This window comes from Pseudomonas ogarae, from assembly GCF_014268695.2.
Taxonomy (GTDB): domain Bacteria; phylum Pseudomonadota; class Gammaproteobacteria; order Pseudomonadales; family Pseudomonadaceae; genus Aquipseudomonas; species Aquipseudomonas kilonensis.
Window position 1 is genome coordinate 5,504,286 of record NZ_CP077086.1, and the last position, 15,133, is coordinate 5,519,418.

Annotated in this window: 12 protein-coding genes; 5 read left to right on the forward strand and 7 right to left on the reverse strand. The window is 60.8% G+C overall.

The window, feature by feature from the left end:
• The first annotated feature begins 125 nt into the window (after positions 1-125).
• From HU749_RS24240 to HU749_RS24260, 5 genes are all read left to right on the forward strand, one after another.
• On the forward strand, positions 126-1,283 hold the full coding sequence (locus tag HU749_RS24240; protein WP_046064890.1) for an efflux RND transporter periplasmic adaptor subunit: 1,158 nt from the start codon (positions 126-128) through the stop codon (positions 1,281-1,283).
• Positions 1,280-4,396 carry a multidrug efflux RND transporter permease subunit gene (locus HU749_RS24245; RefSeq protein ID WP_079302565.1) on the forward strand — a complete coding sequence of 1,039 codons (3,117 nt, stop codon included), beginning with the start codon at positions 1,280-1,282 and terminating at the stop codon, positions 4,394-4,396. The genes HU749_RS24240 and HU749_RS24245 overlap by 4 nt, the downstream gene beginning before the upstream one ends.
• 9 nt (positions 4,397-4,405) lie before the next feature.
• The gene (locus tag HU749_RS24250; protein ID WP_095974792.1) at positions 4,406-5,089 is read left to right on the forward strand and encodes a heavy metal response regulator transcription factor; all 684 of its coding nucleotides are present in this window, start codon (positions 4,406-4,408) and stop codon (positions 5,087-5,089) included.
• Positions 5,076-6,443, forward strand: a complete 1,368-nt coding sequence (locus HU749_RS24255; RefSeq protein WP_046064892.1) for a heavy metal sensor histidine kinase — start codon at positions 5,076-5,078, stop codon at positions 6,441-6,443. Before HU749_RS24250 ends, HU749_RS24255 begins: the two co-directional genes overlap by 14 nt.
• A 231-nt stretch (positions 6,444-6,674) precedes the next feature.
• Positions 6,675-8,171, forward strand: coding sequence for a sensor domain-containing diguanylate cyclase (locus HU749_RS24260; protein WP_095974793.1), 1,497 nt, complete (start codon positions 6,675-6,677; stop codon positions 8,169-8,171).
• Positions 8,172-8,592: 421 nt separating this feature from the next.
• On the opposite strand, the gene HU749_RS24265 is transcribed toward HU749_RS24260, so the two are convergent.
• From HU749_RS24265 to HU749_RS24290, 7 genes are all read right to left on the reverse strand, one after another.
• Positions 8,593-9,429 (reverse strand): IS3 family transposase, encoded by an 837-nt coding sequence (locus HU749_RS24265; RefSeq protein WP_225919112.1) that lies wholly within the window; start codon positions 9,427-9,429, stop codon positions 8,593-8,595.
• A complete protein-coding gene (locus HU749_RS29315) occupies positions 9,426-9,731 on the reverse strand; it encodes a transposase (RefSeq protein ID WP_038858942.1) in 306 nt (101 codons plus the stop codon). Before HU749_RS29315 ends, HU749_RS24265 begins: the two co-directional genes overlap by 4 nt.
• A gap of 587 nt (positions 9,732-10,318) precedes the next feature.
• Complete coding sequence (locus HU749_RS24270; RefSeq protein WP_217870587.1) at positions 10,319-10,504, reverse strand: nucleoid-structuring protein H-NS; 186 nt, start codon at positions 10,502-10,504, stop codon at positions 10,319-10,321.
• Between the two features lie 171 nt (positions 10,505-10,675).
• On the reverse strand, positions 10,676-11,587 hold the full coding sequence (gene lpxC / locus HU749_RS24275; protein WP_003178240.1) for a UDP-3-O-acyl-N-acetylglucosamine deacetylase: 912 nt from the start codon (positions 11,585-11,587) through the stop codon (positions 10,676-10,678).
• 112 nt (positions 11,588-11,699) lie between these two features.
• Positions 11,700-12,893, reverse strand: a complete 1,194-nt coding sequence (ftsZ, locus tag HU749_RS24280) for a cell division protein FtsZ (protein WP_014340060.1) — start codon at positions 12,891-12,893, stop codon at positions 11,700-11,702.
• 98 nt (positions 12,894-12,991) lie between these two features.
• Positions 12,992-14,251: a cell division protein FtsA gene (gene ftsA, locus HU749_RS24285; protein ID WP_003205342.1), complete on the reverse strand. Its 1,260-nt coding sequence runs from the start codon at positions 14,249-14,251 to the stop codon at positions 12,992-12,994.
• Between the two features lie 15 nt (positions 14,252-14,266).
• The gene (locus HU749_RS24290) at positions 14,267-15,133 is read right to left on the reverse strand and encodes a cell division protein FtsQ/DivIB (protein WP_018606096.1); all 867 of its coding nucleotides are present in this window, start codon (positions 15,131-15,133) and stop codon (positions 14,267-14,269) included.

Below are 15,133 nucleotides of genomic sequence, written 5' to 3' on the forward strand. Positions count from 1 at the left end.
TTCATCTGACAGCAAGCCGGGACAAAACTGACAAGCCTGTCAGTTAGCCGTCACCTTCCTGACCGGCTCGTAACGCTATATAAGAAAGCTCAAACTCCTGTGTCCCGAACCGGCCCTTCATATCCATGCACACCCAGAAGAAAACCGTCCTGCTCGTCGTGTTGTTGGTCGCCTTGGTGGCCCTCGTCCTCTGGTTTGTGCTCAAGCCCGTGACCGCCAAGCCCAGCGCTCCGACTGCCGTTCCGGTACGGGCCATCAGCGTGGTGCAAAAGGATGTACCGCGCTTCGCCAGCGGCATCGGCACGGTCCTGTCGCTGCACAGCGTGGTCATCCGGCCGCAGATCGACGGCATCCTCACCCGGTTGCTGGTCAAGGAAGGGCAACGGGTCAAGAAGGGTGACCTGTTGGCGACCATCGACGATCGTTCGATCCGCGCCAGCCTCGACCAGGCCCGGGCCCAGCTCGGCGAGAGCCAGGCGCAGTTGGCGGTGGCCCAGGTCAATCTCAAGCGCTACAAATTGCTGAGCGTCGATGACGGCGTATCGAAGCAGACCTATGACCAGCAACAGGCGCTGGTCAACCAGCTCAAGGCCACCGCCCAGGGCAACCAGGCGGCCATCGACTCGGCGCAGGTGCAACTGTCCTACACACAGATCCGCTCCCCGGTGAGCGGTCGCGTCGGCATTCGCAATGTGGATGAAGGCAACTTCCTGCGCACCAGCGACACCGAAGGCCTGTTCACGGTGACCCAGATCGACCCGATCGCCGTGGAGTTCTCCCTGCCCCAGCAAATGCTGCCCACCTTGCAACGGTTGATCGCCGCGCCCGAGCAAGCCTTGGTCAAGGCTTATATCGGCGCCGATGGTGCCACCGGGGAGCTGCTCGGCGAGGGACGCCTGAGCCTCATCGACAACCAGATCAACGCCAACACCGGAACCCTGCGGGCCAAGGCTGAATTCAACAATGCCGCGCAACGGCTGTGGCCCGGGCAACTGGTGACGTTGAAGATCCAGACCGCCCTCGACAAGGACGCCCTGGTGGTGCCTCCCACTGTGGTCCAGCGCGGGCTGGAGCAACACTTCGTGTACCGGATCAAGGGCGACAAGGTCGAGAGCGTGCCGGTGGTGATGGTGTACCAGGACAGCGACTTGCACATCATCAAAGGGGTGAACGCTGGCGATCAACTGGTGAGCGATGGTCAGTCACGGCTCAAGCCAGGCAGCCACATCCAGGTGCTCAGTGATCCGCCCGCCCTGGCCAAGACCACGGAGCCGCAACCATGAAGGGTCGCGGCTCGGTTTCGGCGTGGTGCATCGACCACCCCATTGCCACGGTGCTGCTGACGTTTGCCCTGGTACTGCTGGGGGTGATCGCGTTTCCTCGCCTGCCCGTCGCACCGTTGCCGGAGGCCGAATTCCCGACCATCCAGGTCAACGCGCAGTTGCCTGGGGCCAGTCCCGAAACCATGGCCTCGTCGGTGGCGACGCCCCTGGAAGTGCAATTCAGCGCCATTCCCGGCATCACCCAGATGACTTCCAGCAGTGCCCTGGGCTCGACCAACCTGATCCTGCAATTCAGCCTCGATAAAAGCATCGACACCGCCGCCCAGGAAGTACAGGCGGCGATCAACACCGCCGCCGGCAAACTGCCCAACGACATGCCGAACCTGCCGACCTGGCGCAAGGTCAACCCCGCCGACAGCCCGGTGCTGATCCTCAGCGTCAGTTCCTCCCTGATGCCCGGCACCGAGCTGAGCGACTACGTCGAAACCCTGCTCTCGCGTCAGATCAGCCAGATCGATGGCGTAGGACAAATCTACATCACCGGCCAACAGCGTCCGGCGATCCGGGTCCAGGCCTCGGCTGACCGGCTCGCCGCCATCGGCCTGACCCTGGCGGACATCCGTCTGGCGCTCCAGCAGGCCAGCCTCAACCTGGCCAAGGGCGCCCTGTACGGCGATTCGAGCATTTCCACCCTGTCCACCAACGACCAGTTGTTCAAGCCTGCGGAGTACGGTGAGCTGATCGTGTCCTACCGGGACGGGGCACCGGTACAGCTCAAGGACATCGCCAAGGTCGTCAACGGCTCGGAAAACGCCTACGTCCAGGCCTGGTCCGACAACGAGCCGGGGGTCAACCTGGTGATCTTCCGGCAACCGGGGGCAAACATCGTCGAGACCGTCGACCGCATCCAGGCGGCCCTGCCCACCCTGCAAGCCATGTTGCCCGCCGCCGTTCAGGTCAAGGTCCTGATCGACCGCACCCAGACCATCCGCGCCTCGTTGCATGAAGTGGAAATCACCCTTCTGATTGCGGTGCTGCTGGTGGTCGCGGTGATGGCGCTGTTCCTGCGCCAGCTCTCGGCGACCCTGATCGTCTCGGCGGTGCTGGGGGTGTCGCTGACCGCCAGTTTCGCGCTGATGTATGTGATGGGCTTCAGCCTGAACAACCTGACCCTGGTGGCGATTGTCATCTCGGTGGGGTTCGTGGTGGACGATGCGATTGTGGTGGTGGAGAACATCCACCGGCACCTGGAGGCCGGCGAAAGCATGCGCGAGGCGGCGATCAAGGGCGCTGGCGAAATCGGCTTTACCGTGGTCTCCATCAGCCTCTCGCTGGTGGCGGCGTTCATTCCGCTGCTGTTCATGGGCGGCGTGGTCGGGCGCCTGTTCAAGGAGTTTGCCCTGACCGCCACCTCGACCATCCTGATTTCGGTGGTAGTGTCGCTCACCTTGGCGCCGACCCTGGCCGCGCTGTTCATGCGCGCCCCGGTGCATCATGCCCACAGCACGCCAGGGTTCGGCGAGCGTTTGCTGAGCCGGTACGAGCACGGCCTGCGTCGGGCCCTGGCCCATCAAAAGCTGATGATCGGCGTGTTCGGCCTGACCCTGGCACTGGCGGTGGTGGGCTACGTGTTCATTCCCAAGGGGTTCTTCCCGGTACAGGACACCGGCCTGGTGCTGGGTACCAGCGAAGCCGCCGCCGATGTGTCGTTCCCCGACATGGTGGCCAAGCACAAGGCCCTGGCCGAAATCGTCGCCGCCGACCCGGCGGTGCAGACCTTCTCCCACTCCGTCGGTGTCTCGGGCAACAACCAGACCATCGCCAACGGCCGCTTCTGGATCGCCCTCAAGCCCCGTGGCGAGCGTGACGTGTCGGCCAGCGTCTTCATCGACCGGATCCGCCCGCAATTGCTGAAAATCCCCGGCGTGGTGCTGTACCTCAGGGCCGGGCAAGACATCAACCTCAGTTCTGGCCCCAGTCGCGCCCAATATCAATACGTGCTCAAGAGCAACGACGGACCGAGCCTCAACGCCTGGACGCAAAAACTCACCGACAAGCTGCGTGGCAACCCGGCGTTCCGTGACATCTCCAACGACCTGCAACTGGGCGGCAGCATCACCCACATCAACATCGACCGCAGCGCGGCGGCTCGCTTCGGCCTCACCGCCACCGATGTCGACCAGGCCCTGTACGACGCCTTCGGCCAGCGGCAGATCAATGAATTCCAGACCGAGACCAACCAGTACAACGTGATCCTGGAGCTCGACACCGCGCAACGAGGCAAGGCCGAAAGCCTGGCGTATTTCTACCTGCGTTCGCCCCTGAGTGGGGAAATGGTGCCGCTCTCGGCCCTGGCCCGTTTCGATGCGCCGAGCAACGGCCCGCTGTCAATTGCCCACGACGGCATGTTCCCGGCCGCCAACCTGTCATTCAACCTGGCGCCCGGCGTGGCCCTGGGGGACGCGGTGCGCCTGCTCGACCAGGCGAAGAACGAAATCGGCATGCCCGCCGCCATTACCGGCAGCTTCCAGGGCGCGGCCCAGGCCTTCCAGAGTTCCCTGGCGAGCCAGCCATGGCTGATCCTCGCCGCACTGGTGGCCGTGTACATCATCCTCGGCGTGCTCTACGAGAGTTTCGTGCACCCGTTGACGATCATCTCCACCCTGCCCTCGGCCGGCCTCGGCGCGCTGATCATGCTCTGGCTGCTGGGCCAGGACTTTTCGATCATGGCGCTGATCGGCCTGGTGCTGCTGATCGGGATCGTCAAGAAGAACGGCATCCTGATGATCGACTTCGCCCTCGACGCCCAGCGCAACAAAGGCCTGGCGCCCCAGGAGGCGATTTTCCAGGCGTGCCTGACACGTTTCCGGCCGATCATGATGACCACCCTGGCCGCCCTGCTCGGCGCCTTGCCGCTAATGCTCGGCTATGGCCCCGGCTCGGAGCTGCGCCAGCCCCTGGGCATCGCGGTGGTGGGCGGCCTGCTGGTGAGCCAGGCGCTGACGCTGTTCACCACACCGGTCATATACTTGTGGCTGGAGCGACTGTTCCATCGGCCCGCCCATCAGCCAGGGTCGGCGCCGACGGCGGCGCTGGCGAGCACAGACCACTGAGGCAGGGCCATGCGCGTTCTGATTATCGAAGACGAAGAAAAAACCGCGGACTACCTGCACCGCGGCCTGACCGAACAGGGCTACACCGTGGACGTGGCGCCGGACGGCATCGAGGGACTGCACCTGGCCCTGGAAACCGACTATGCGGTGATCGTGCTCGACGTGATGCTGCCAGGCCTGGACGGCTTCGGCGTACTGCGGGCCCTGCGCGCCCGAAAGCAGACCCCGGTGATCATGCTCACCGCCCGGGAACGGGTCGAGGACCGTATCAGAGGCTTGCGCGACGGCGCCGATGACTACCTGGGCAAGCCCTTCTCCTTCCTCGAACTGGTGGCCCGCCTGCAAGCCCTGACCCGTCGCAGCGGCGGCCATGAACCGGTGCAGGTGAGCATCGCCGACCTGTGGATCGACCTGATCAGCCGCAAGGCCACACGTGCTGGCCAGCGCCTGGACCTGACGGCCAAGGAGTTCTCCCTGCTCAGCGTCCTGGCCCGCCGCCAGGGTGAAATCCTCTCGAAAACCGCCATTGCCGAAATGGTCTGGGACATCAACTTCGACAGTGACGCCAACGTGGTGGAAGTGGCGATCAAACGCTTGCGAGCCAAGCTCGACGGGCCGTTCGAACAGAAGTTGCTACACACCATTCGCGGCATGGGTTATGTGCTGGAGAATCGCAGTGATGACGCTCCCTAACAGCATCGCCCTGCGCCTGAGCGGCCTGTTTACGCTGGTGGCGGCGCTGGTGTTCCTGTTGATCGGGGGCGCCTTGTACCAACAGGTCGCCAAGGGCCTGGGCCTGTTGCCCGAAGCCGAGCTCGATGCCCGCTACAGTGTTCTGGAGTCTACCGTTGGCCGCTACGGCACGCCTGAACACTGGGTGAAGATCAACAACAAGCTGCGGTTGCTCGGTGAAGAAGACAAGCGCATCCATTTCTGGATCGTCAGCGACGATCCACGCTTTGAATACGGCGATCCCGATGCGCAGATCCGCACCTTTGCCCAAGGCCCCCTGGGTAAGCGCGACCTGACCTTGCCCCATCGGCACTACCCGGTGAAAGTGCTGGTGAGCCAGTTCCCGGCCAAGGACCAGCGTCCGCCGCTGCGCTTCATGATCGGCATCGACACCCAGACCTTCTACCAGACCCAGCATCGCCTGTTGGTGGCGCTGGTGAGCCTGGCGATTGTCGGTGTGCTCCTGGCTTCGTTGCTGGGCTACTGGGTTGCGCGCATCGGCCTCAAGCCGCTGATCAAGCTGTCCGATGAAGCCCGGCGCCTGGCCCCGCCCCGCCTGTCCGGGCGCTTGCAGCTATCGCCCTTGCCGCCGGAGCTGAGCCAGTTCGTCAGTTCCTTCAACGCCACCCTCGACCGGGTCGAACAGGCTTATTCGCGGCTGGAATCGTTCAATGCCGACGTCGCCCATGAATTACGCTCGCCCCTGACCAACCTGATCGGCCAGACCCAAGTGGCACTGACCCGGGGACGCTCGGCCGAACACTACTTCGAAGTACTGCAATCGAATCTCGAGGAGTTGGAGCGGCTGCGCTCGATCATCAACGACATGCTGTTCCTGGCCAGCGCAGACCAGGGCAGCAAGGCCACCAAGCTGACCAGCACCTCCCTGGCCGGCGAGGTGGCGACCACCCTCGACTACCTGGACTTCATTCTGGAAGATGCCCAGGTCCAGGTCCGGGTCAGCGGTGACGCCCAGGCAAGCATCGAGATCGCCCACCTGCGTCGGGCGCTGATCAACCTGCTGAGCAACGCCGTGCAGCACACCGCGCCAGGGCAAGTGATCGACGTGCGCATCGAAGCCCTTGGCGACCAGATCAGCCTCGCCGTCACCAATCCCGGCGAGCCGATTGCCGGCGAGCATCTGCCACGCCTGTTCGAACGCTTCTATCGCGTCGATGCCTCGCGCAGCAACAGTGGCGCCAACCATGGGCTGGGGCTGGCCATCGTCAAGGCCATTGCTCTGATGCATGGTGGCGATGTGTTTGTGCACAGCGACCAAGGCGCCAACACGTTCGGGATCCGCTTGCCAGCCTGAGACAGCCACAAGGCTCGATCTTTTCCTGCGTTGAATGCTGGGCGAAAGCCAACTCGATCAAAATCGACAGATCGCAGCCTTCGGCAGCTCCTACCCATTTATTGCGCAAACACTGATTGCCCGCCCTCACCGATCCAAGCACAATCAGCAAAAGGCCAGCATCTGGTTCATTGCCGGTTTGCAATCCTTTGGGACGGATCCCAGCCACATGACAATGCAGACATCGGACCCATGAGCGCGCGCAGTGCGACACCTGGCAACACCCCGCCTTCGATACGTTCCGAACGGGTACTCGTACTGGCCAGTTCGCTGGTTGTCGTTGCTATCCTGAGCATCGTGACTTTTCTGCTGATCCGCGAACATGCCGCCGCACAACAGGCAGCGACACGTGCGGCGACCAATATCGTGCAACTGATTGACGCCGATGTGTTGCGTAACGTGGAGCTCTACGACCTGTCGTTGCAAGGTCTGGTCGCTGCCGCCAAACGTGACGATCTGGAAGACGTTTCACCAGCGATTCGCCATCTGGCACTGTTCGACCGCGCCACCGCCGCCCCCTACAAAGGCGATATCCTGCTGCTGGACAAACGCGGCGATGTGATCGCTGACTCCGCCTCGATCACACCGCGCAAAGGCAACTATGCCGATCGGGAGTATTTCCAGTCCCATGTCCAAGATCCAAGCCCGGACATGATGATCAGCCGCCCGTTCCGCTCCAGAAGTCATGCGCAGGACTGGCGCATCAGTTTCAGCTATCGACTTAGCGACGAACGAGGCGAGTTCATGGGCGTGGCCGAGGCCGCGATGCGCCTCAATTACTTCAACCAATTGTTCAAGAGTCTGAACATCGGTCATGGCGGTACGGTCAACCTGGTCAGCCGCGACGGTATCCTCCTGGCACAAGAGCCCCCCTTGGCCGAAGACCTGACAGGCAAGGACTTCAGTCACCGACCGAATTTCATGCGGATCCTGCGCGAAGGCAATGGCAGTTTCACCAGCGTTTCCGGCCAGGATCAGAAGCCGCGCCTGTATACCTTTTCCCAGGTGGGCAACTTGCCCTTGATTGTCGTGGTGGCGCTCTCCTCTCAAGAGGTGTTCGCGTCATGGCAACGCACGGCATTGTTGGTCAGTGGCGCTACCGGCGCGCTGTGCATCGGTTTGCTCTGGCTCACCTGGCTGCTGCGCCGCGAATTGCGACGCCGCTACAGAGCTGAACGGGAATTGGCTCAACTGGCATCCGTCGACTCCCTTACAGGACTGGCCAACAGACGAACACTGGACGAGACGTTGCAACAGGAATGGCTGCGTGCCCAACGTTCGGGTCAACCGTTGTCTGTCTTGATGATCGATGCGGATCACTTCAAGGCATTTAATGATCGCCATGGCCATCAACGGGGTGATGAGGCCTTGCGAGCTTTGGCGCAATTGATCGGCAAGCATGTTCGCCGCCCCGCCGACCTGGCGGCGCGCTACGGTGGTGAAGAGTTCTCGGTGGTGCTGCCGGAAACCACCACCGCCGGTGCATTCACCATGGCCCAGAACATTCGCGACGCGGTTGAACAGTTGCCACCTGTGATCGAGGGGGGAGCGCCGATGACGGTGAGTATCGGCATCGCCACTTGGGTAAACGGGCCGTATGGCGAGCTCCAGCAACTTTTGTTCGCCGCGGACAAGGCGCTGTACCAGGCTAAGGCCAGTGGGCGAAATCGTGTGGTTTGTGCGATGTGACGCTTTCCCTGTGGCTGTTCACTTAGTGTGTATATCCGTTGCTGCGGTAACGGCCACTGGCGGTTCCGCTCTTACAGCGGGTCACTTTTGAAGAGCCCGGGAGCCGGCCCAGTCAAAAGTAACCAAAACGCTCTTGCCCCACCACTCGGTGCCTCGCCTAGGCTCGGCATGCCTGAACGAAGGCATTGCTCCGTGGGCCGCCGCGAAGGGCCATCCATGGCCCAGCGCGGCTATCCCGGCATCCATGCCGGGTTGCCCACTCCACAACACCTCCGTTCAGCCAGCGTGGTTAACGGGGCGCCGAAATCAACGTCCGCCACGAGGCGGCCTGATAGCCGACCTGGTTCTTGATGGGGACCGTATTTCTCCTGTGGGAGCGGGCTTGAACTGGTCAAGTAAATCCGGACACCAGTTACGGTGTTTATGCTGCTTTTTGCTCCATGGCTATTGGCGATAGGTAGTCGTTGTAGCTGTGGAGCCTGGTGCGGTTGTAGTACATGAAGAAGCGCACCATATCGGTTTGTGCTTCCTCGCTCGTGCTGTAACCGTTGCGAGGGACCCATTCTGACTTCAGGGTGCCGAAAAAACGTTCTGTTGGAGCATTGTCCCAGCACTGCCCGCGATGACTCATGCTTTGCAAAATGCCATGACGCATCAACTCTTCTTGAAACTTGCGGCTGGTGTACTGACAGCCCTGGTCCGAATGAAACATCAATCCAGGTGGGCATGTTCGAAGCTCTATCGCCATGCGTAACGCCTTGCTGACCAGGTTGGCGTCATTGACCAGCGAAAATGCCCAGCCAATGACCCGGCGAGCAAACAAGTCGATCACAATGGCCAGATGAACCCAGCGTTTACCCACCATCAAGCTTGTAACGTCGCCACACCAGACCTGATTGACCACGGTCGGCTTGAAATTACGCTTGAGCAGATTGGGTGCGACAAATGCTTCAACTCCTTTGGACCTGAATGGGTGAGGCTGGCGTTGTTTACTGACAATGTTGGCTTCCCTCATCAGTGTTCTAACAAGGCTTCTGCCGACCGCTATGTTTTGGGCCTTCAGATGCTTGCTGATCGTTCTGGACCCCATGGCTTCCCGGCTTTCGCTGTGCAGTTCAACCACCTTCCCCTTGAGTTCTTCGCGCTCGATCTTAGGCCGCGAGAGACGCTGTAGCCACTCGTAAAAGCTGCTGCGCTTCACATCGAAAACGCGACACAGAATGGCGGTCGGGAATGACTCTCTTAGCTCCGCGATCATCGAAAACGATCGGGATCCGACATCAAGAGAGCGGTAGCCTTTTTTAAGATTTCGGCTTCCATTTCCATGCGTTTGATCTTGGCTTTCAGATCCTGAATCTGCCGTTGATCCTCAGTAATGGCCTTGGTGCCTTGAACTGGCTGACCTTTTTGCTCCTTGCGAACCTGGTCCACCCACCGTCGTAATGCGGTGGCACTGATGTCCAGCGACGCGCAGACTTCCTGTACTGAACAGTTGTCATCAATCACCATGCTGGCCGCACGATGTTTGAACTCGCGGGAAAAGACTCTTCTTTCTTTCATGGAACCTCCAAATTGGCGAAATCATATCGCCCTTAAGAGGTGTCCGGAATTATTAGGCCAGTTCAGCTTGCTCGCGAAAGCAGTATCACAGTCGATGAAGATGTTGGATGTGCTGACCCCTTCGCGAGCAAGCCCGCTCCCACAGGGGGGCTGTGTTGGATATGAATTTTGTGTCCGCTGAAGATTGACTGTGGGAGCGAGCCTGCTCGCGATGGCGGTGGTTCAGTCACAGGGATGTTGGGCTTACTGGCCTCATCGCGAGCAGCCTCGCTCCCACAGGGGGGCTGTGTTGGATATGAATTTTGTGTCCACTGAAGATTGAATGTGGCAGCGAGCCTGCTCGCGATGGCGGTGGTTCAGTCACAGGGATGTTGGGCTTACTGGCCTCATCGCGAGCAGGCTCGCTCCCACAGGGGGGCTGTGTTGGGCATAAGTTTTGTGTTCACTGAAGATTGAATGTGGGAGCGGGCTTGCTCGCGAAGGCGGTGTATCAGCTTGCGGTGATGTTGGATGTGCTGGCCCCATCGCGAGCAAGCTTTGCTCCCACAGATCTGACAGGTGTATGACCAGGAGAGCCAGGCCGGCTGTTAGGCCGCCTCGCGGTGGACGTTGATCTCGGGCGCCCCGTTAACCACGCTGGCCGAACGCAGGCATTGTGGAGTGGGCATCCCGGCATGGATGCCGGGATAGCCGCGCTGGGCCATGGATGGCCCTTCGCGGCGGGCCCACGGAGCAATGCCTTCGTTCGGGCATGCCGAGCCTAGGCGAGGCACCGAGTGGTGGGGCAAGAGCGTTTTGGTTACTTTTGCGCTCTTCAAAAGTGACCCGCTGTAAGAGCGGAACCATAAGCCGCCGTTACCGAAATAACGGATATAAACACCAAAAAAGCGCCCATAAAAAAGGCCACCCAAAGGCAGCCTTCAAAAACTAGAGAGGTTTTTTGCTTACACGGCCGCAACAGGACGCATGTAAGAGATTGGCGCGGTGCTGGCGTCTTCGAACGTCACGACTTCCCAAGCATCTTTCTGCTCAATCAACTTGCGCAGCAGCTGGTTGTTCAGTGCATGGCCGGACTTGAAGCCCTTGAACTCACCAATCAGGCTATTGCCCAGCAGGTAGAGGTCGCCGATTGCATCGAGGATCTTGTGTTTGACGAATTCGTCTTCATAGCGAAGGCCGTCTTCGTTCAAGACACCATCGGAATCGACCACGATCGCGTTTTCAACACTGCCGCCGAGTGCGAGGTTGTGCTTGCGCAGGTACTCGATGTCACTCATGAAACCAAAGGTACGGGCGCGGCTGACTTCTTTTACGAACGAAGTGCTGGAAAAATCCACGCTTGCACTCTGGGTGCGGTCACGGAAAACCGGGTGATCGAAATCGATCTCGAAGCTCACCTTGAAACCTTCGAAAGGGACGAAAGTGGCGCGCTTGTCGCCATCTTCCACTGTCACTTCCCGCAGGATGCGGATGAACTTCTTGGCCGCGTCCTGTTCTTCCAGGCCAGCCGATTGAATCAGGAATACGAAGGGTCCGGCACTGCCATCCATGATCGGGACTTCGGACGCGGAGAGCTCGACGTAGGCGTTATCGATGCCCAGGCCAGCCATGGCCGAGAGCAAATGCTCCACCGTGTCCACTTTGGTGTCACCGTTGACCAGTGTGGTCGACATAGTGGTTTCACCAACGTTTTCCGCGCGAGCAGGAATCTGCACCACAGGGTCGAGGTCGGCACGACAAAACACAATGCCGGTATCGATAGGCGCGGGCTTGAGGGTCAGGTAGACCTTCTCGCCGGAGTGCAAGCCGACACCTGTGGCACGGATAATATTCTTCAGGGTGCGTTGTTTAATCATGGCATGGGCCGCTTCAGCGCAAATTGCGAACTGGTATCAACAAAGGCTGGCGATGATAGCAGACCAGACCTTTGCTGAACACCAATCACCCGTATCCCCCTGATACATTTCATCAATCGGCCTGACGACGCAGGAAAGCCGGGATGTCCAGGTAATCCAGATCGTCTTGCGGATTCATCTTCGCGGCAGTCGCAGCACCGGCCTGGGCCTGGTTGCGCATGACGGTCGGACGGTCCAGATCACGGTAGTTCACCGCAGGTGCTTCCTGACGCGAAGCCACTTGTTGTTGCGGTTGCGAAGCCATGGAAGTGTGAACGGTGTTGTCGATGACCTTCACAGGCTTCTCGATTTTCGCGCCCAGACCCGTGGCAACCACGGTAACGTGCAACTCGTCGCGCATGTCCGGATCGATAACGGTACCGACCTTGACCATCGCGTGCTCGGAAGCGAAGGCTTCGATGATGCTACCCACGTCGGAGTACTCACCCAGGGACAGGTCAGGACCGGCGGTGATGTTCACCAGGATGCCGCGTGCACCTTGCAGGTTCACGTCTTCGAGCAACGGGTTGCGGATGGCCGCTTCGGTGGCCTCGCGTGCACGGTTCGGACCGCTGGCGCAGCCAGTGCCCATCATTGCCATGCCCATTTCGCTCATGACAGTCCGTACGTCGGCAAAGTCGACGTTGATCATACCCGGACGCTTGATGATGTCGGAGATACCGCGAACAGCACCGGCCAGTACATCGTCAGCCTTGGCGAAAGCCGACAGCAGGCTTGCGTCTTTACCGAGGATGGTCAGCAGCTTCTCGTTGGGAATGGTGATCAACGAGTCGACGCTTTCAGACAGCAGACGGATACCTTCGTCGGCGATCTGCATACGCTTGCGGCCTTCGAAAGGGAACGGACGAGTCACCACCGCAACGGTGAGGATCCCCATTTCCTTGGCCACTTCGGCAATGATTGGCGCCGCACCAGTACCGGTGCCGCCGCCCATGCCCGTGGTAATGAACACCATGTTGGTGCCTTGCAGGACTTCTGCGATGCGCTCACGGTCTTCGAGAGCGGCCTGACGACCGACCTCAGGGTTGGCGCCGGCGCCCAGGCCTTTGGTTACGCCAGTGCCCAATTGCAGGATGGTCCGCGCGCCGATGGATTTCAGCGCCTGGGCATCAGTGTTGGCGCAGATGAATTCAACGCCTTCAATGTTGCTCTTGACCATGTGGTTGACAGCGTTGCCGCCGCCACCGCCGACACCGATTACTTTGATAACCGGGCTAGCGGGGATGTTGTCTACGAGTTCGAACATTTTCCCTCTCCTTTCATTCTCTAGTTTTTTCGCCTACTGCGTTTGCTGCGTCTTCCCGCGCCAAGCCTGAAACTTGCCGCTTGAAGCTTTGAAACTGTTTAAAAATTGCCTTTGACCCAAGCCTGGAGCCGCTCGAACAGCGGAGCCTTCGGCTCGTCGCTGCTGTAGCTGTCGCGGCTGCCAATGCCCGAAAACGAAATCCCGTCGGACTGTTTCTGCAAGCCGTACATCAACAGGCCCACGCCAGTGGAATAGATCGGGTTGCGGACCACGTCATCCAGGCCCTTGACGCCATGGGGCACGCCCAGGCGCACCGGCATGTGGAAAATCTCTTCGGCCAGCTCGACCGCGCCTTCCATCTTCGACGTACCGCCGGTCAGCACGATGCCGGCCGGGATCAGGTCTTCGTAGCCACTGCGACGCAGTTCGGCCTGGATCAGCGTGAACAGCTCGTCGTAACGCGGCTCGACCACTTCGGCCAGGGCCTGGCGCGACAGTTCGCGCGGTGGACGGTCGCCGACGCTTGGCACCTTGATGGTTTCGCCGGCACCGGCCAGCTTCGCCAGGGCGCAGGCGTAACGGATCTTGATTTCTTCGGCGTACTGGGTCGGGGTGCGCAACGCCATGGCGATGTCGTTGGTCACCTGGTCACCGGCAATCGGGATCACCGCCGTGTGGCGGATCGCGCCTTCGGTGAAGATCGCGATGTCGGTGGTGCCGCCGCCGATGTCCACCAGGCACACGCCCAGCTCTTTCTCGTCGTCGGTCAGCACCGAGTAGGCCGAGGCCAGTTGCTCGAGGATGATGTCGTCGATTTCCAGGCCGCAGCGGCGCACGCATTTCTCGATGTTCTGCGCAGCGTTCACCGCACAGGTCACCACGTGGACCTTGGCTTCCAGGCGCACGCCGGACATGCCCAGGGGCTCACGCACGCCTTCCTGGTTATCGATCACGTAATCCTGCGGCAGGGTGTGCAGCACACGCTGGTCGGCCGGGATCGCCACGGCCTGGGCCGCATCGAGCACGCGCTCAAGGTCGGCGGAGCTGACTTCACGATCACGAATCGCCACGATGCCATGGGAGTTCAGGCTGCGGATGTGATTGCCCGCCACGCCGACGAACGCCGAGTGGATCCGGCAACCGGCCATCAGCTGCGCCTCTTCGATGGCGCGCTGGATCGATTGCACGGTGGACTCGATGTTCACCACCACGCCTTTTTTCAAGCCGCGGGACGGGTGTGTACCGATCCCGACGATGACCAGCGTGCCGTCGTCCGCGACTTCGCCTACCAGCGCCACCACCTTGGAAGTGCCGATATCAAGACCGACGATCATTTTCCCGCTTTGCACGTTTGCCATGGGTCCTGCCTCTTCTTAATTCTTCGCGACGGCGGGTTCGGCCGTCGTGGGCGCTACAGGTTCCCGCCAGCCAACAGCCAGGCCGTTGGCGTAGCGCAGATCGATGCGCGCAATGTTCGTAATCTGTTCTTTGAGCGTCTTGTCATAGATGGCGATGAAGCGGCGCATCTTTTCCACCAGGTTGCCGCGACCGAGCAACAGCTCGATGCCCGGCCCCGAGCTGCCCGCGCCAGTGGTCAGGAACCAACTGCCGCGCTCACGCAATTCCAGGCGCGCGATGGAGAAGCCCAACGGCCGCAACATCTGGCTCAACACCTGGTACTGCTGCATCACTTTCTGCTGGGCCCGCTGTGGGCCGAACAGTTGTGGCAAATGTTCATAGTTGGCCAGTTCCCGCGGCGTAAACGCCTGGCCCTGGTTGTTCAACAACGACTCGTCGCCCCAACGGGCCACCGGCAATTGTTCTTCCAGGCGGATCGACACCTGGTCAGGCCACACCCGCCGGACTTCGGCGTGGGCGATCCAAGGCATCTGTTCCAGCTCCGTGCGCATGCCCGCCAGGTCGATGGTGAAGAAACTCGACGCGACGAACGGGGCAATCCGCTGCTGCACCGCCTGCTGGCTGATGTAGCTCAGGTCACCCTGGACGTTGATCCGGGCGATCGGTCGGTCGGCATAAGGCAGCAACCGTTGCGCGCCTTCATACGTACCGAACCCCAGCGCCACCAGCAGCACCGGCCAGAACAAGCTCTTGAGAAAACCAAAATTGGCTTTCGGCAAGCGCGCCGACATCGGCTCTTTGGCCACCATTCGGCTGGCACCCCGCGGCACCGGCTTGCGACCGGGTGCGGATGGCTGATGACGAAGCGATGCGCCTTGCAT